The sequence below is a fragment of the Streptomyces collinus Tu 365 genome (assembly GCF_000444875.1).
Taxonomy (GTDB): Bacteria; Actinomycetota; Actinomycetes; order Streptomycetales; family Streptomycetaceae; genus Streptomyces; species Streptomyces collinus_A.
In genome coordinates this window covers 5,643,524-5,659,135 of the sequence record NC_021985.1, presented here as the reverse complement: position 1 = coordinate 5,659,135, position 15,612 = coordinate 5,643,524, and the positions used below count along the sequence as shown (strand labels likewise).

Annotated in this window: 14 protein-coding genes; 4 read left to right on the top strand and 10 right to left on the bottom strand. The window is 72.0% G+C overall.

Translation table 11 applies throughout. From position 1 onward, the window contains the following. Positions 1-62: 62 nt before the first annotated feature. The 3 genes from B446_RS24730 (at position 63) to B446_RS24720 (ending at position 4,674) form a co-directional block, all read left to right on the top strand. Positions 63-2,432 (top strand): ribonucleoside-diphosphate reductase subunit alpha, encoded by a 2,370-nt coding sequence (locus B446_RS24730; protein ID WP_020942166.1) that lies wholly within the window; start codon positions 63-65, stop codon positions 2,430-2,432. Beyond that, positions 2,432-3,445, top strand: coding sequence for a ribonucleotide-diphosphate reductase subunit beta (locus B446_RS24725; protein WP_020942165.1), 1,014 nt, complete (start codon positions 2,432-2,434; stop codon positions 3,443-3,445). Before B446_RS24730 ends, B446_RS24725 begins: the two co-directional genes overlap by 1 nt. A gap of 266 nt (positions 3,446-3,711) precedes the next feature. Then, a complete protein-coding gene (locus B446_RS24720) occupies positions 3,712-4,674 on the top strand; it encodes a GlxA family transcriptional regulator (RefSeq protein ID WP_020942164.1) in 963 nt (320 codons plus the stop codon). 28 nt (positions 4,675-4,702) lie between these two features. Here B446_RS24720 and B446_RS24715 read toward each other — a convergent pair whose 3' ends face one another. The 10 genes from B446_RS24715 to B446_RS24670 form a co-directional block, all read right to left on the bottom strand. Further along, the gene (locus B446_RS24715; RefSeq protein WP_020942163.1) at positions 4,703-6,073 is read right to left on the bottom strand and encodes a cytochrome P450; all 1,371 of its coding nucleotides are present in this window, start codon (positions 6,071-6,073) and stop codon (positions 4,703-4,705) included. Then, positions 6,070-7,152 (bottom strand): epi-isozizaene synthase, encoded by a 1,083-nt coding sequence (cyc1, locus tag B446_RS24710; protein ID WP_106960606.1) that lies wholly within the window; start codon positions 7,150-7,152, stop codon positions 6,070-6,072. The genes B446_RS24715 and cyc1 overlap by 4 nt, the downstream gene beginning before the upstream one ends. A gap of 260 nt (positions 7,153-7,412) precedes the next feature. Further along, positions 7,413-8,063 carry a peptide deformylase gene (def, locus tag B446_RS24705; protein ID WP_020942161.1) on the bottom strand — a complete coding sequence of 217 codons (651 nt, stop codon included), beginning with the start codon at positions 8,061-8,063 and terminating at the stop codon, positions 7,413-7,415. Positions 8,064-8,188: 125 nt separating this feature from the next. Continuing rightward, the gene (locus B446_RS24700) at positions 8,189-9,196 is read right to left on the bottom strand and encodes a tetratricopeptide repeat protein (protein ID WP_020942160.1); all 1,008 of its coding nucleotides are present in this window, start codon (positions 9,194-9,196) and stop codon (positions 8,189-8,191) included. A gap of 130 nt (positions 9,197-9,326) precedes the next feature. Next, positions 9,327-10,586 (bottom strand): HD-GYP domain-containing protein, encoded by a 1,260-nt coding sequence (locus tag B446_RS24695; protein WP_020942159.1) that lies wholly within the window; start codon positions 10,584-10,586, stop codon positions 9,327-9,329. Next, on the bottom strand, positions 10,583-11,926 hold the full coding sequence (locus tag B446_RS24690; protein ID WP_020942158.1) for an HD-GYP domain-containing protein: 1,344 nt from the start codon (positions 11,924-11,926) through the stop codon (positions 10,583-10,585). Before B446_RS24690 ends, B446_RS24695 begins: the two co-directional genes overlap by 4 nt. Before the next feature lie 136 nt (positions 11,927-12,062). Beyond that, positions 12,063-12,365 carry a mycothiol system anti-sigma-R factor gene (gene rsrA, locus B446_RS24685; protein ID WP_020942157.1) on the bottom strand — a complete coding sequence of 101 codons (303 nt, stop codon included), beginning with the start codon at positions 12,363-12,365 and terminating at the stop codon, positions 12,063-12,065. Beyond that, positions 12,362-13,045, bottom strand: coding sequence for an RNA polymerase sigma factor SigR (gene sigR, locus B446_RS24680; RefSeq protein WP_020942156.1), 684 nt, complete (start codon positions 13,043-13,045; stop codon positions 12,362-12,364). The genes rsrA and sigR overlap by 4 nt, the downstream gene beginning before the upstream one ends. A gap of 256 nt (positions 13,046-13,301) precedes the next feature. Further along, a complete protein-coding gene (locus B446_RS24675; protein ID WP_020942155.1) occupies positions 13,302-13,934 on the bottom strand; it encodes an alpha/beta family hydrolase in 633 nt (210 codons plus the stop codon). Position 13,935: 1 nt separating this feature from the next. Beyond that, positions 13,936-14,751: an SOS response-associated peptidase gene (locus tag B446_RS24670; RefSeq protein WP_020942154.1), complete on the bottom strand. Its 816-nt coding sequence runs from the start codon at positions 14,749-14,751 to the stop codon at positions 13,936-13,938. 115 nt (positions 14,752-14,866) lie between these two features. On the opposite strand from B446_RS24670, the gene B446_RS24665 reads away from it, so the two are divergent. Then, a complete protein-coding gene (locus B446_RS24665; protein WP_020942153.1) occupies positions 14,867-15,589 on the top strand; it encodes a M50 family metallopeptidase in 723 nt (240 codons plus the stop codon). Positions 15,590-15,612: the final 23 nt, after the last annotated feature.

The window sequence follows — 15,612 nt, the reverse complement described above, 5'->3', positions numbered from 1 at the left end:
TCGTGCCGTCGCCGCCCGCTGCCCTCCGCCGGGCCCCCGTGCCGAGCGAGGGAGAGCCCCACGTGACCATCGCGCCCGCCGATCCGGCTCCGGTCAGCGACCCGAACGCCGACGGTCCCGGTGCCGCGCTGCTGCGGACCCTGACCGAGCTGACCGCCGACCTCCCCGACGCCGACCCCGGCCGGGTGGCCGCGGCCGCGCTGCGCGGCCGGTCCGCGCGGGCGGACGAGGCGGAGCTGCGCGAGCTGGCCACCGAGGCGGCCGCCGGACTCATCTCCGAGGACCCGGCCTACTCCCGGCTGGCCGCCCGGCTGCTGACCGTCTCGGTGCGCGCCGAGGCCGCCTCGCAGGGCGTCACCTCCTTCACCGGGTCCGTCGCCGTGGGCCACCGCGAGGGCCTGATCGCCGACCGCACCGCGGAGTTCGTCCGGCTGCACGCCGACCGCCTCGACGCGCTGGTCGACACCGCGGCCGACGACCGCTTCGGCTACTTCGGCCTGCGCACCCTGCACAGCCGCTACCTGCTGAGGCACCCCATCACCCGCAAGGTGATCGAGACGCCCCAGCACTTCATGCTGCGGGTGGCGTCGGGCCTCGCCGAGGACGACACGGTCCGCTCCCTGGACGAGGTCGCCGCCCTCTACCGGCTGATGAGCCGCCTCGACTACCTGCCCTCCTCCCCCACGCTGTTCAACTCCGGCACGCGGCACCCGCAGATGTCGTCCTGCTACCTGCTCGACTCGCCGCTGGACGAGCTGGACTCCATCTACGACCGCTACCACCAGGTGGCCCGCCTCTCGAAGCACGCCGGCGGCATCGGCCTGTCGTACTCCCGCATCCGCAGCCGCGGTTCGCTGATCCGCGGCACCAACGGGCACTCCAACGGCATCGTGCCGTTCCTGAAGACCCTGGACGCCTCCGTGGCCGCCGTGAACCAGGGCGGGCGGCGCAAGGGCGCGGCCGCGGTGTACCTGGAGACCTGGCACTCCGACATCGAGGAGTTCCTGGAGCTGCGCGACAACACCGGTGAGGACGCCCGCCGTACGCACAACCTGAACCTGGCGCACTGGGTCCCGGACGAGTTCATGCGCCGGGTCAACGCCGACGAGCAGTGGTCGCTGTTCTCCCCGGCGGACGTGCCGGAACTGGTGGACCTGTGGGGCGCGGAGTTCGACGCGGCCTACCGCAGGGCGGAGGCGGACGGGCTCGCCCGCCGGACCATCCCGGCCCGCGACCTGTACGGCCGCATGATGCGCACCCTCGCGCAGACCGGCAACGGCTGGATGACCTTCAAGGACGCCGCCAACCGCACCGCCAACCAGACGGCGACCGCGGGCCACGTGGTGCACTCCTCCAACCTCTGCACCGAGATCCTGGAGGTCACGGACGACGGGGAGACGGCCGTCTGCAACCTGGGTTCGGTCAACCTCGGCGCCTTCGTGACCGACGGCGACCTCGACTGGGAGCGCCTGGACGCCACGGTCCGCACCGCCGTCACCTTCCTCGACCGCGTCGTGGACATCAACTTCTACCCCACCGAGCAGGCGGGCCGTTCCAACGCCAAGTGGCGTCCGGTGGGCCTGGGCGCGATGGGCCTGCAGGACGTCTTCTTCAAGCTGCGCCTGCCCTTCGACTCCGCCGAGGCCAGGGCCCTGTCCACGCGGATCGCCGAGCGGATCATGCTGGCCGCCTACGAGGCCTCCGCCGACCTCGCCGAGCGCAACGGCCCGCTGCCGGCCTGGGAGAAGACCCGCACCGCCCGCGGCGTCCTGCACCCGGACCACTACGACGTGGAGCTGACCTGGCCGGAACGCTGGGCGGCGCTGCGCGAGCGGATCGCCTCCGTGGGCATGCGCAACTCGCTGCTCCTGGCGATCGCGCCGACCGCGACCATCGCCTCCATCGCGGGCGTGTACGAGTGCATCGAGCCGCAGGTGTCCAACCTGTTCAAGCGCGAGACGCTGTCCGGTGAGTTCCTCCAGGTGAACTCCTACCTGGTGCAGGACCTGAAGGAGCTGGGCGTGTGGGACGCCCGGACCCGGGAGGCGCTGCGCGACTCGAACGGCTCGGTGCAGGACTTCGCCTGGATCCCGGCCGAGGTGCGGGCGCTGTACCGCACGGCGTGGGAGATCCCGCAGCGCGGTCTGATCGACATGGCCGCCGCCCGCACCCCGTTCCTGGACCAGGCGCAGTCGCTGAACCTGTTCCTGGAGACGCCGACCATCGGCAAGCTCTCCTCGATGTACGCCTACGCCTGGAAGTCGGGCCTGAAGACGACGTACTACCTGCGCTCCCGTCCGGCGACCCGGATCGCCCGGGCCGCCCAGGGCCAGGCGCGGGCCGAGGCCGCCATCCCCGTCCAGCAGGCCGCCGACCCCGACGCGGTCGCCTGCTCCCTTGAGAACCCCGAGTCCTGCGAGGCCTGCCAGTAATGACCACCCGTCACCAGAACCTGCTCGACCCGGGCTTCGAACTGACCCTGCGTCCGATGCGCTACCCGGACTTCTACGAGCGCTACCGCGACGCCATCAAGAACACCTGGACCGTGGAGGAGGTCGACCTCCACTCGGACGTGGCCGACCTCGCGAAGCTGTCCCCGGAGGAGCAGCACCTCATCGGCCGCCTGGTGGCGTTCTTCGCGACGGGCGACTCGATCGTCGCGAACAACCTGGTGCTGACGCTGTACAAGCACATCAACTCCCCCGAGGCGCGGCTCTACCTGAGCCGGCAGCTCTTCGAGGAGGCCGTGCACGTCCAGTTCTACCTGACGCTGCTGGACACCTACCTGCCCGACCCGGACGACCGGGCGGCGGCCTTCGCGGCCGTGGAGAACATCCCCTCCATCCGCGAGAAGGCGGGGTTCTGCTTCAAGTGGATCAACGAGGTGGAGAAGCTGGACCGCCTGGAGTCCCGGGCGGACCGCCGGCGGTTCCTGCTGAACCTGATCTGCTTCGCCGCGTGCATCGAGGGCCTGTTCTTCTACGGCGCCTTCGCGTACGTCTACTGGTTCCGCAGCCGGGGCCTGCTGCACGGCCTCGCCACCGGCACCAACTGGGTGTTCCGCGACGAGACGATGCACATGTCCTTCGCCTTCGACGTGGTCGACACCGTCCGCAAGGAGGAGCCGGACCTCTTCGACGACGAGCTGCGGCAGCAGGTCACCGACATGCTGCGGGAGGCCGTCGAGGCCGAGCTGCAGTTCGCGCGCGACCTGTGCGGTGACGGCCTCCCGGGGATGAACACCGAGTCGATGCGCCAGTACCTGGAGTGCGTCGCCGACCAGCGTCTGACGCGTCTCGGCTTCGCGCCGGTGTACGGCTCGGAGAACCCGTTCTCCTTCATGGAGCTGCAGGGTGTTCAGGAGCTGACGAACTTCTTCGAGCGCCGCCCGTCGGCGTACCAGGTCGCGGTGGAAGGCACGGTCGACCTGGACGAGGACTTCTGATCCCTCCTTCCGGCCCGGGTCTCCCGGGCTTCGGGGGCCTCCTGGGCCCTCCTGATCTGACGGTCGATGATCCGGTCCCGCACGATGCCGATCACCGCCGGGAGGACCAGGAGGCCCAGGATCCCGATCACGGCGACCATGCCGAGCAGTCCTTCTGTCTGTGCCGTAGTCATAGACACCACTGTCTCGCCTGACACTCCTTACCGGGAGTGGCAGGACTGCCGCGCACCCTCGATTTACTGCCAGCGGCGAGGCACACTGACGGCATGCTGCGCAACGTGGTCGCCGTCCTCCTCGACGGCGTGAACCCCTTCGAGCTGGCCGTCGTGTGCGAGGTCTTCGGCACCGACCGCAGCGACGAGGGCCTGCCCGTGTACGACTTCGCCGTCGCCTCGGCCGAAGGCCGCACCCTGCGTTCGAACGCGGGTTTCTCGCTGCACGTGGAGCACGGCCTGGAGCGACTGGATTCGGCCGATCTGATCGCCGTGCCGGCCGGCTCCCACTACGCCTCCCGGCCCTTCCCGCCCGAGCTGCTGGACGCCCTGCGCCGTGGTGTGGACCGCGGCGCCCGGGTGCTCAGCGTCTGCTCGGGCGTCTTCGTGCTCGCCGCGGCCGGACTGCTGGACGGCCGGCGGTGCGCCGTGCACTGGCACCACGCGGACGAGCTGGCCCGCCAGTACCCGCGGCTGACCGTCGAGCCGGACGTGCTCTACGTGGACGAGGACCCGGTGATCACCTCCGCCGGCACCGCGGCCGGCATCGACGCCTGTCTGCACCTCGTCCGCAGGGAACAGGGCCCGGAGGTCGCCAACCGGATCGCCCGGCGCATGGTGGTGCCGCCGCACCGCGACGGCGGCCAGGCGCAGTACATCGAGCGGCCGCTGCCCAAGGCCCCGTGCGACACCGTCGGCGAGGTCCTCGCGTGGATGGAGCGGCACCTCGACCGGGAGGTGACCGTCGAACAGCTCGCCGCCCGCGCCCACATGGCCCCGCGCACCTTCGCCCGCCGCTTCCAGCAGGAGACGGGGACCACCCCCTACCGCTGGATCCTGCGCCAGCGCGTGCTGCTGGCCCAGGAGTTGCTGGAGGGCACGGACGAGACCATGGAGGCGATCGCCTCGCGCACGGGCTTCGGCACGGCGGCCGCGCTGCGCCACCAGTTCGTCCGCGCGCTGGGCACCACCCCGGTGGCCTACCGGCGCACGTTCCGCGGCCCGCAGGCCGCCTGAACGCGCGCCGGCGCCGCCCGGCCGCGGGCTACCAGGGCAGGGGCCTCAGCAGCAGCCGGTGCGGCCGCAGCGTGATGCCCACGCGGGTGCTGTCGTCCGACCCGCCGACCTGCTCGAAGCGGTACTTCGCCGAGATCGCCGCGGTGATCAGGCTGAGCTGGGCCATGGAGAAGTGGTCGCTGGGGCACTTGCGGTTGCCCACGCTGAACGGGCTCATGGCGTACTTCGGCACCTCCTTGGCCCGCTCGGGCAGCCAGCGGTCCGGGTCGAAGTCGAGGTGGCGGTCGTAGGAGCGGGCGTCGCGCTGGACGGCGTAGGGGCTGTAGACGATGTCCGCCCCGGCCGGAATGCGATAGCCGCCCAGCTCGGTGTCGGTCACCGCGCGCCGGGTCAATATCCAAACGGCGGGCCTGAGCCGCATGGCTTCCACGACCACATTGTTGGTGTGCCTGAGCTCCCGGACGTCGGCGAATCCGACGGGCCGGCCACCGGTCACGGATTCAACCTCCGCGCGCACCTTCTCCGCGTGTTCCGGGTGTTCCGCGAGCACCTGGAGCAACCACATGATCGTGGAGGCGACTGTTTCGCTTCCGGGGGTGAGTATCGCGACCACCTGGTCGTGGATCTCCTGTTCCCCGATGGGGTCGCCATTGTCGTCCTTCGCCTCCAGCAATGCCGTCAGCAAATCGTCCGGCTTTTGACCAGATGCCCTCCGCTCGGCGACGATCTCGTCGACCAGCAGATGCAAATCGGCCAGTGCCCGGTTGAATTCGCGGTTGGCCGGGAACGGCAGCCGGTAGAGCGGTCCGAGCGGGATGACCATCCTGCGGTACATACCACGGAAGACGGTGGCGAGATCGGCGCTCAGCCGCTCGGCGCGCTCGTCCATGTACTCGCCGCGCAACAGGCAGCGGGCGGCGATGCGCACGGCGACACGGAACGACTCCGCGGTGCAGTCGACGGTCGCGCCCGGCTTCCAGCGCTCGGTCAGCCCGTGCGCCTCCTCCTCCATCACCGGGCCGTAGGCGGGGATCGCGTCGAGCCGGAACGCGGGCTGGATGGTGCGCCGCTGGCGGCGGTGCCGGGGGCCGTTGGCGGTCGCCACGCCCTCCTCGCCCAGCAGGCCCTCCAGGGACTCCCACAGCGGTCCGTCGATGCGGTAGTCGGGGCTGAGCGCGAGGGCGCCGGTGAGCGCCGGGGTGGTGACGGCGTAGACCGTCTTCGGGCCGAGCTTCAGGCGCACGACGTCACCGTGCTCGCGCAGGCCGGACATGAAGGCCAGCGGGTCGCGGACCAGTTTCAGGCCGTGGCCGAGGCCCGGGACGGCGCCGCCGGCCAGCGGCGGCTCACGCAGTTCCGGTGTCCGCGGGGTCACGGGCTTCACAGACTCGACGGTCATTTCTCACCTGCCGCTTCGTTGTTGACGTACGGGGGCGTGGACCGGTCGTCCCAGCTGTCGACCATGTACCGGCCTGACTCGTGGTGGAACCAGTAGACGGAGCTGAACCAGTTCCGCATGTTTCCGACGCAGACGCGCACGGCGGCGCTCAATTCCTTTCCGCGCGTGGTTCCGTCGGCGAGCCCGTCGGCGAACCGCAGGGCCTCGCGCTCGGCCTCCAGGAATTCGCTGACACATTCCTCGACGCGTCGCCTCACCTCGTCCACGGCCTCTTCGAGGGTGAACCCCTCATGTGTGACGAGACTGATTCCGAGATTGTGCACCTCGTCGCCCGCTATTTCCTTGGGCAGCGAGCAGAGGTCGTTGTACCAGGCGGCGAATTCCTGGCTCAGCAGGGCCGGCCTGCGATATGCCGCGTGTTTCCTCACCGGGTCCGGGAGTTCACAGCCGGCGCCCTGCTCCAGCAGGTCCGTCCATATCCAGTGCGCGAAGGTGAGCCGGCGCAGGGCGAGGTACTCCTCGACCTTCGGGACGTATCCCGCGGTCCGGTTGCGGAACTCGCGGTCGTAGGCCTCGATCACCTCGTGGAAGTGGCGGGCGAAACGCCGGTTCCAGGTGCGCGGCAGGAACGAGTACAACCGCAGCAGACTGTCCGCGAACCCCGCAACCAGGGCGTCCGGGTGGTGCAGATGGTGCCGGGGGGAGTCGAGGGCCGCGTGCAGGCGGTGCCTGAGGCGCCGCCAGTCGTCCGGGCGGCCGTGCACGATGTCCCGGTCGTGGCGGTCGTCCCAGACGAAGAACCAGGCGCTGTAGTCGGCGATGGCCTGGAGCACCTCCTCGGAGGCGTCCGTGTAGTACCCCGCCATCAGGTCCGTGTAGCAAAGACCGTCGGCATATTCCCGCACCTTGTCCGCCGGCATGAGCCGTTTTTCGAGCAGCCACAGCCGGGTCTTCTCCTGGAGCTTCGGCCAATACGGGTGGAGCTGCCGGGGAAACACGTCCTCGATCACCGGGAGGGCGAGAGACGGCGGTACCGCGACCGCTGTCGACGATGTGGTGCCGTGTGAGAAAGCGTGCACGAACAGTCCCCTCTCAGCCGCCAGGAGCGCAACACCCCTCCGTGCCGTGCCGGGCGTGCGCCGTTGCGTATCCCCGCTCTTACATTCAGCACTACAACTGACCGTTATGGGAACGGATTTGCTTCACTCACCACCCCAACATGCCGGGAATCATGCGACGAACAAACGAACGACGCCCGGTCGGGAAAGCTCCCGACCGGGCGTCGTCGATGACGTCGTGGCTGCTCCCGCAGGGTCGCCGTACGTCTCGGCCGCGTCTCTCAGCCGTTGGCGACCACGGGGTAGCGTGGTTCGTTCTCGGCCATCTGCCGCAGCGCGTCCTTGCGGTCCCGCTTGGACAGCCGGTCGATGTAGAGGTAGCCGTACAGGTGGTCCGTCTCGTGCTGCAAACACCGCGCGAAGTAGCCGCCGCCCCGGACCTTGATCGGGTTGCCCTTCTCGTCCTGGCCGGTGACCTCGGCGTAGTCGGGGCGCGCGAGCGGCGCGTACGCCGTGGGCACGGACAGGCAGCCCTCGTTGCTGTCGTCCAGCCGGCGCCGGTCGGCTGGCAGCTCCACCAGCTTCGGGTTGCACACCACGCCCACGTGCCGGACACCCTCGTCGTCCTGGCAGTCGTAGACGAAGACCTTCAGGTCCACGCCGATCTGGTTGGCGGCCAGGCCCACGCCCTCGGCGGTGCGCTGGCTGGCGAACATGTCCGCGACCAGCTGATCGAGCTCCGCGCCGAACTCGGTGACGTCCTTGCACTCGGTGTGCAGCACGGGGTTGCCGACGACGGTGATCGGCCGCGAGGTGCCGCGCTCGCGCCAGGCGTTCTCGCGCTCCTCGCAGCCCTCCGTGTCGACGACGTACCCCTCGTCGTCGACGGGGAGCACGCCCGCGTGCTGCTGATCGGTGTCCTGCTGCGCCATGACCGACGTAAGCCTTCCTGCACAAATACTGGGAGTGATGCTGATACAGGGTACGTGCAACGCCCTGTCACGGGCGCGGGGAACCGTGCGACCGGCCCGCTGCGGGTCCGCGGCGCGCGATGCCGTCAGCACACCTCTTCGAGATCCCGCCAGTCGCGCGAGTCCGGGCTGTCGGCGACCCAGCCGTCCAGCAGCCCACGGACCAGCGCGGCGGGCGCGGCCACCCCGCACTCCCGCTCCGGCACCCACAGCTGCCCGTCCGTGCGGTGCCCGAGCGGCCCGGGGTGCCCCGGCTCGCTGTGGTCGTGCGGGTCCAGGTGCACGCCGTCGCCCTCGTCCGAGGGCATCCGCGACTCCGAGCACATGCGGCACAGCAGCCGCACCGAGGAGGACCAGTCCTCGGCGGCGAACCCGGCGTCGGCGGCGAGCTGCTCCAGGGCGTCCCGGTCGGCCTCGGTGGCCGCCTCCAGCAGCACCACCCAGGTGGGGACCGGCGAGGGCGCCCACAGCTCGATCTCGTCGAAGACCGGGTAGGAGTGCCCCGCGGACGTGGTGCGCTCGCCGTGCGGGACGCCGTCGTGCAGCACGACCTCACCCCAGCGCCGTCCGGACGACGGGAGCGGGATGGACAGCACCTCGATCCGCGCCGGGTCCAGCCGGCGGCCCCAGACCACCTCGGCCTCGCCCTCCGGGGAGAGCCGTACGGCCGCGCTGCCCAGCTCCATGCCCAGCGGCTCGCCGGAGGCGGCGGCCCCTGCCCCGGCCTTCGGCCGGGAGGTGCCGCCGGGCACCCGCAGCCCGTACGCCTGCCAGGCGCGGCGGGCCAGCGGCCAGTCCTGCAGGGCGGTCGCGGCGATGCCCACGTTCCACCAGTCCGGAGCGCCGGTCTCGCGGTCCAGGAGGGCCACGGCGCGCAGTCCGGCGGCGCGGGCCTGCTCCCAGTCGTGCCGGAACTTGTGCAGCAGCGCGAGGTTGAACCAGGACTCCGACAGCCAGGGTTCCAGGTCGGCGGCGCGTGTCAGCAGCTCGCCCGCGTCCTCGTACCGGCCGTCGCCGATGAGCGTGAACGCCCTGTCGGTGGCCTGCCGCCAGGAGGCGGAGGGCCGGTGCCGTCCCTTGCCGAAGATCCTCACGATTCCCGCCTGCCAGTTCCAGTTCCGCACGTGGGCTGGCTTGTGCCCCCGAACACCCTCTCCCTCGCATCCAACCACGTACGGCGGGAGGGGCGCTCATTACCCATGGGTTACCCCGTCACGCGCTGGGTCAGACAGTCGGGCCGCGCTCCGGCGCCGTCGCCTGCCGTGCTGCCGCGCCACCCCCGGCCCCCGACAGCACCCGGGCGAGCGACTCCACGACTTCCGGAGCGTAGTCCCCCGCGGTGGCCAGGCGCAGCTCCTCCAGGGCACGCAGCGGTCCGTCGGGCCCCGCGTCGCGCGCCTTCTCCTCGTAGGCGTTGACGACCCGGATGATCCGCGCGGCCGGCGGCTGGTCCGCGCAGGGGTCGGCCTGCCGCTCGACGACGACGGCGACCGCCGCGTCCACCCCGGTCTGCCGGACGACGGCCCCGCCGAGCAGCGCGATGCGCCGCTGCTCCTCGCGGGGCAGGGCGGCGGTGGCGCCGGCCGGGACCGGGTCGACCAGGCTGAGCTGGCCGATGTCGTGCATGAGGGCGGCGTACTCCAGGACGGTCAGCGCGGGCCCGGGCAGGCCCAGGTCGCGGCCGACGGCCAGGCTGAGCGCGGCGACCCGGCGGGCGTGCCCGGCGGGGGTGTAGCCGGCGATCTCGGTGGCGCGGGCCAGGGAGGCGATGGTCTGCCGGTAGGTGGCGCGCACGGCGGCGTAGCGGCGCACGGAGAGCTGGGTGAGCAGCAGGGGCAGGCAGAACACCGGCAGTGCCCACAGCCCGGCGACGGCGACGGCGAGCGCCATCACCGCGCCGGTCGCGCACACGGCGGACCCGATGCCGAGCAGTCCGCGCAGTTCCTCGCGCAGCTGCGGGCCGAAGGGCCAGCCGGTGCGGGAGTGGGCGAGCGCGGCGGCGAGGACGGCGTCGCACAGGGCGGTCAGGACGAGCAGGGCCACGACGAGCAGGGCGTAGCCGGGGCCGTCCCAGCCCGCCAGGGCGCCCCCCAGGTACAGGGGCTGGAAGCAGACGGCGGCGAAGCCGACGGTCAGGACGCGGCGGGCCAGGTGGTCGAGGGTCGGGGTGCGGCCGGACCACAGGTGCGGGACGCCGCCGAGCAGGGAAGCGGCGAGGACGACGGTGACGACCTGTGCGGCGCCGTGCTGGGTGGGGTGTCCGGCGTCCGCTCCGAGCAGTGCGTACGACAGTGATCCGGCGGTGCCCAGCGGGGCGGCCTGCCGGACCTGGGGCCCGCTCCACCGGGTCAGCTCGCCGACGGCTATGAGCACCCCGAAGGCGAGCGCCACGCCCCGGTCCTCGATCCCGGTCCACAGGCTGACGGCGAGGCAGGCGCCGGCGGTGAGGCCGGCGCCCGTGTGCACGATCCGCAGGGCGGTCACCGGCCCGCTCCGCTCGGGCTGCCGGCGGCCGGCTGCTGGGCCGGGACCACGGGCGAGGTCTCGTCGGCGGTGACGGCCGGGTGCCAGCCGTCGCGGCCCAGCGCGTCGGCGAGCGCGGTGACCATCCGCGGGTCGAAGTGGGTCCCGGCGCACCGCCGCAGCTCGGCGACCGCGGCCTCGACGGGCCGGGCCCGGCTGTAGGAGCGGGTGGAGGTCATGGCGTCGAAGGCGTCGGCGACGGCCACCACGCGGGCGCACTCGGGGATCTGCCCGCCCGCGAGTCCGTACGGGTAGCCGCTGCCGTCGAGCCGTTCGTGGTGGTGGAGGATGGCCGCGCGGGCCTCGCCGAGGAAGGAGATCCCGCGGACCATCTCGTGGCCGTACTCGGGGTGCAGCTCGATGACCCGCCGCTCCTCGGGCGTCAGCGGGCCGTCCTTGCGCAGCAGCCGGGTGGGCACGCCGAGCTTGCCGACGTCGTGCAGGATGCCCGCGAAGCGCAGCACCTCGACGCGCGCGTCGTCCATGCCGAGTTCGCGGGCGATCAGCACGGACGCCTGGCCGACCCGTTCGCTGTGGCCGCGGGTGTAGCCGTCCTTGATGTCGACGGCCTGCACCAGCGCGCGGATGGTGGCCTGGTGGGCGGCCCGCTCCCGGTGGTACTGGGCGAAGACCCAGCAGGAGACGCACATGGGCAGCAGCACGAGCAGCGCGGCGACGGGCCCGTAGCGGCTGCGCCACAGGACGGCCATCATCAGCCCGGCCAGTCCGTGCACCGCGACCGGCGCGAGGGAGCGGAACAGCAACCCGCCCCAGGACGGGCGCGGCGACATCCGCCCCCACGGTCTCAGCGGGGTGGGCGGCACCCCCACGCCCGCCGCCAGGATCCCGCCGTCGAGCACGGCGAGCACCAGGCAGAAGGCGAGGACGGCCGCGCCCGCGGGCACGAGCACGTAGGGGAAGTGGCAGGCGACGACGGCGTCACGGCCGCCGAGCGACCAGTGGACCCGCGCCGCGCCCCACACGGCGAGCGCGGGCCGCGCGGCCCGCCACACCCGGCGGAGCCGGACGGGCCGCTCCTCGTCGCGGGCGAGCAGGGCGGCCGGCAGCGGCACGAGCGCGGCGGCGGGCGGGGGCAGCAGGAAGGCCCCGGCGAGCAGGACGGGGTAGAACGTGCCGCCCAGACGACGCCGTACGACGTGGTCGCAGGCGGCGTACAGGCCGGCGAGCAGGGTCAGCGCCCACCAGGGGGTGCGGGTGTCCGGGAACGGCAGGGCGCACAGGACGACCGACAGGGCGACGCAGGCGACCCAGGCCCGTGCCCTCGCCGGAACCGCCTCCATCACGCCCCTCCCCGACCGTGCCTGCCCAGGCTCGGAGCCTAGGACGGGCGTCGGGGGGTGCGGGGGACCATGCCCCGAGGATTAGCACGTTCGAGTGATGAGGGGTCGCGGCGGGGCGGCGGCTCCGCCGCGGCGCTCAGCGCTCCTGCGGAGCGGCGGTCACGTCGTGCTCGGGCACGGTGTGCCCGGAGCGGATCAGGTCGATCCGCCCCATGACCTTGGCGCGCAGGTCCGCGGGCACGTCGTCATGTCCGCAGCACCGCTTGACCAGCTTCTTCACGGCCTGCTCCAGGCCGTACTTCTCCAGGCACGGGGAGCATTCCTCGAAGTGGTGCTGGAACTTGTCGCGATCGACGTCCGGCATCTCGCTGTCGAGGAACTCGTACAGGTGGTCGAGGACCTCACTGCAGTCCGTCTCGTGCGGCTCTCCGCAGCTCATGAGCCCGAGCCTTTCGCTTCGTTCGACTCTCCGGCGCCGGCCGGGACCAGCCCACGCTCACGGGCGTAGTCCTCGAGCATGCCGCGCAGTTGACGGCGGCCCCGGTGCAGCCGGGACATCACCGTACCGATGGGTGTCCCCATGATGTCCGCGATCTCCTTGTACGCAAAGCCCTCTACGTCCGCGAGATAGACGGCGATGCGGAACTCCTCGGGGATCGCCTGCAGCGCTTCCTTCACGTCGGAGTCCGGCAGGTGGTCGAGCGCCTGCGACTCGGCGGAGCGCAAACCGGTCGACATGTGCGACTCGGCACGGGCGAGCTGCCAGTCCTCGATCTCCTCGGCCGCGCTGCGCTGCGGCTCGCGCTGCTTCTTGCGGTACGAGTTGATGAAGGTGTTGGTGAGGATCCGGTACAGCCAGGCCTTCAGGTTGGTGCCCTCGCGGAACTGGTGGAAGGACGCGTACGCCTTCGCGTAGGTCTCCTGCACCAGGTCCTCGGCGTCGGCCGGGTTGCGCGTCATACGCAGCGCGGCCGAGTACATCTGGTCGAGGAATTCGAGCGCGTCCCGCTCGAAGCGCGCACTGCGCTCCGCGGTCGACTCAGCGCTGTCGCCCCGGCCCTCGGGCTGCTCCGCCTGGCCGTTGTCGGTCCCTGCGTCGGTACCGGTGACCGGACCCACCTCCTCAAGATCCCGGGCAGGACCGAAACCGATCCCACTCGTTTCGGAGGATAGAACACCACCCGTGCCTGCCGCCCCTCGAATAGGGGTGGTCTTGGCCGCGTGCAGCACCGTCCAGTCCAGGTCAGTGCGGCTGCTGCGGCTCGGGCAGATGGTCGAACCCATGCGGCGGACTTCCTCTCCTAGGACTTCGGTGCCGGTTCCCCAGCACTTCTGTCCGCCACAACAGTGCTCCGCCGCCCCGCATTCCCGGGGTTCAGCCGAGTGAACGGGTCCACGTCAGGACGGCGGCGGTGAGGACGTCGAGCGCCTCCTCCTGGGTGACGGCGGCGCGTCTGGGCACGGCGAACCCGTGATCGCCGTGGGGCACCTCGACCAGTTCGTGGTCGCCCTCGGGGAACTCCGCCGGCCTGCCGAAGGGGTCGGCGCCGCCCTGGACGACCAGCGTGGGCACCCCGGCGCCCAGCAGCTCGTCGGCCCGCGACTTCTCCGGCCGGCCCGGCGGGTGCAGCGGGAAGCTCAGCGCCAGCACGGCGTGCGCGCCGAGTTCGGCGGCGGTGCGGCAGGCGACCCGGGCGCCGGCGCTGCGCCCGCCGGAGACCACCGGCAGGCCGGGCCGGGTGAGCGCGGGCCAGATCCCGCGCCAGCCGGTGTCCAGGGTCTTCGGTGCGGGCGCGAGCTTCTTCCCGGCCACCCGCCAGGGCTGTTCGGCGAGGGCCACGCTCACTCCGTGCCCGGGCAGCACCCGGGCGAGTGCCTGGAGGTCCCGTGCCTCGACGCCGCCGCCGGCGCCGTGGCCGAGGGCCAGCACCAGCCGTGGCCGCTGCGCCGGGTGCCAGGTGATGCGGGCGTCTCCGGCGTCCGTGGCGATGATCTCGGTGGTGGTCACGTCAGAAGAGTGTGCCCTCCTCCGGTGCCTCCAGCTCCTTCAGCAGCTCCGGTCCGTTGTTGCGGACGTTGCTGACGGCGGTGCCGACCGGGTAGGCGCGCATCAGGCCGGGCGGGGGCGGGGACAGCAGTCCGCGCAGGTCGTCCGGGTCGGTGCGGGCGGGGTCGAGCCAGGCGTCCCAGCGGTCCGGGGTGAGCATCAGCGGCATCCGGGGGTGGATCTCGGCGAGGGTGTGCGGGCCCTCGGCGGGGGCCACCGCCAGCGGGGTCTTCTCCGCCTCGGTGGTGATCACCGAGCAGGTGACCCACCAGGCGCCCGGGTGGTCGTCGGGCAGGGTGCGGTCCCGCCAGAACTCGTAGAGACCGGCCATCGCGAACACCGAGCCGTCGGCGGGCAGCACGAAGTAGGGCTGCTTGCGGGGCCGCTTCCTGCGGCCCTCCTCCTCAAGCTCCCGCTCCTGCCTGCCGGTGACCCACTCGTAGTAGCCGTCGGCGGGCACGATGCAGCGCCGGGCGGCGAAGGCGCGGCGGTAGGAGGGCTTCTCGTGCACGGTCTCCGCGCGCGCGTTGATCATCCGGGCGCCGCCCTCGGGCGTCTTGGCCCAGGAGGGCACCAGGCCCCACTTGAGCCGGCGCAGCTGGCGAACCGGACGCGGGCTGTCCGCGTCTTTCACCGGACGGTCGAGAACGGCGTAGACCTCCTTGGTCGGGGCCACGTTGAAGTCCGCTTCCAGGGCCTCCTCGGGCTCCCACTTCTCGATCCCGAAGACGCCCGCGAGATCCTCCGGCCTACGACTGGATGCATACCGTCCGCACATACGTGCCACACTGCCAGGCCCACCCGTCCCCCGACCACCACCTTCAGGCGACGACCTCGCGCGCCGCCCTTCTCAAGACGCGCACCGAACCGAGCACAGGGAGCCACTCGGACCTATGGACAGCCTCGCCGCCACCGCGCTGCCCGACCTCTGGGACCGGCTGACCGGCACCCAGCCCGACCCCGACCTGTGGGTGGTGCTCGCCACACTGGTCGCCGCGCTCGCCGTGGTGGTCTGGCACCCGGTGTGGCGGCTCGCGCGCAACGCCGTGACCATCGCCCACGAGGGCGGCCACGGCCTGGTCGCGCTGCTCACCGGCCGGCAGCTCACGGGCATACGCCTGCACTCCGACACCAGCGGTCTGACGGTCAGCAGGGGCAAGCCGTACGGGCTGGGCATGATCCTCACGGCGGCCGCGGGCTACACCGCCCCCTCGCTGCTGGGCCTCGGCGGGGCCGCGCTGCTGGCCGCGGGCCGCGTCACGCTGCTGCTGTGGGCGGCCACCGCGCTGCTGGTCGCGATGCTGGTGATGATCCGCAACGCGTACGGGGTGCTGACCGTGGTCCTGGCCGGAGGCGCCTTCCTGCTGGTGTCCTGGCTGACCGGCCCGCAGGTGCAGGCCGCCTTCGCCTACGCGGTGGTGTGGTTCCTCCTCCTCGGGGGCGTGCGGCCGCCGTTCGAGCTCCAGTCCAAGCGGTCGCGGGGCGGCGCCGGGGACTCGGACGCGGACCAGCTCTCCCGGCTGACGCACGTCCCGGCGGGGCTGTGGCTGTTCCTGTTCCACGCGGTGTCCCTGTGCTCACTGATCGGTGGCGGCCGCTGGCTGCTGGAAGGTTGAGACCGGGCCCTGCTTATAAAGTG

Excerpts from the sequence above, each read along its gene's own strand:
- B446_RS24725 (WP_020942165.1), top strand. The coding sequence starts at position 2,432 with ATGACCACCCGTCACCAGAACCTGCTCGACCCGGGCTTCGAACTGACC.
- B446_RS24720 (WP_020942164.1), top strand. The coding sequence starts at position 3,712 with ATGCTGCGCAACGTGGTCGCCGTCCTCCTCGACGGCGTGAACCCCTTC.
- B446_RS24715 (WP_020942163.1), bottom strand. The coding sequence starts at position 6,073 with ATGACCGTCGAGTCTGTGAAGCCCGTGACCCCGCGGACACCGGAACTG.
- def (WP_020942161.1), bottom strand. The coding sequence starts at position 8,063 with ATGGCGCAGCAGGACACCGATCAGCAGCACGCGGGCGTGCTCCCCGTC.
- B446_RS24690 (WP_020942158.1), bottom strand. The coding sequence starts at position 11,926 with ATGGAGGCGGTTCCGGCGAGGGCACGGGCCTGGGTCGCCTGCGTCGCC.
- rsrA (WP_020942157.1), bottom strand. The coding sequence starts at position 12,365 with ATGAGCTGCGGAGAGCCGCACGAGACGGACTGCAGTGAGGTCCTCGAC.
- B446_RS24670 (WP_020942154.1), bottom strand. The coding sequence starts at position 14,751 with ATGTGCGGACGGTATGCATCCAGTCGTAGGCCGGAGGATCTCGCGGGC.
- B446_RS24665 (WP_020942153.1), top strand. The coding sequence starts at position 14,867 with ATGGACAGCCTCGCCGCCACCGCGCTGCCCGACCTCTGGGACCGGCTG.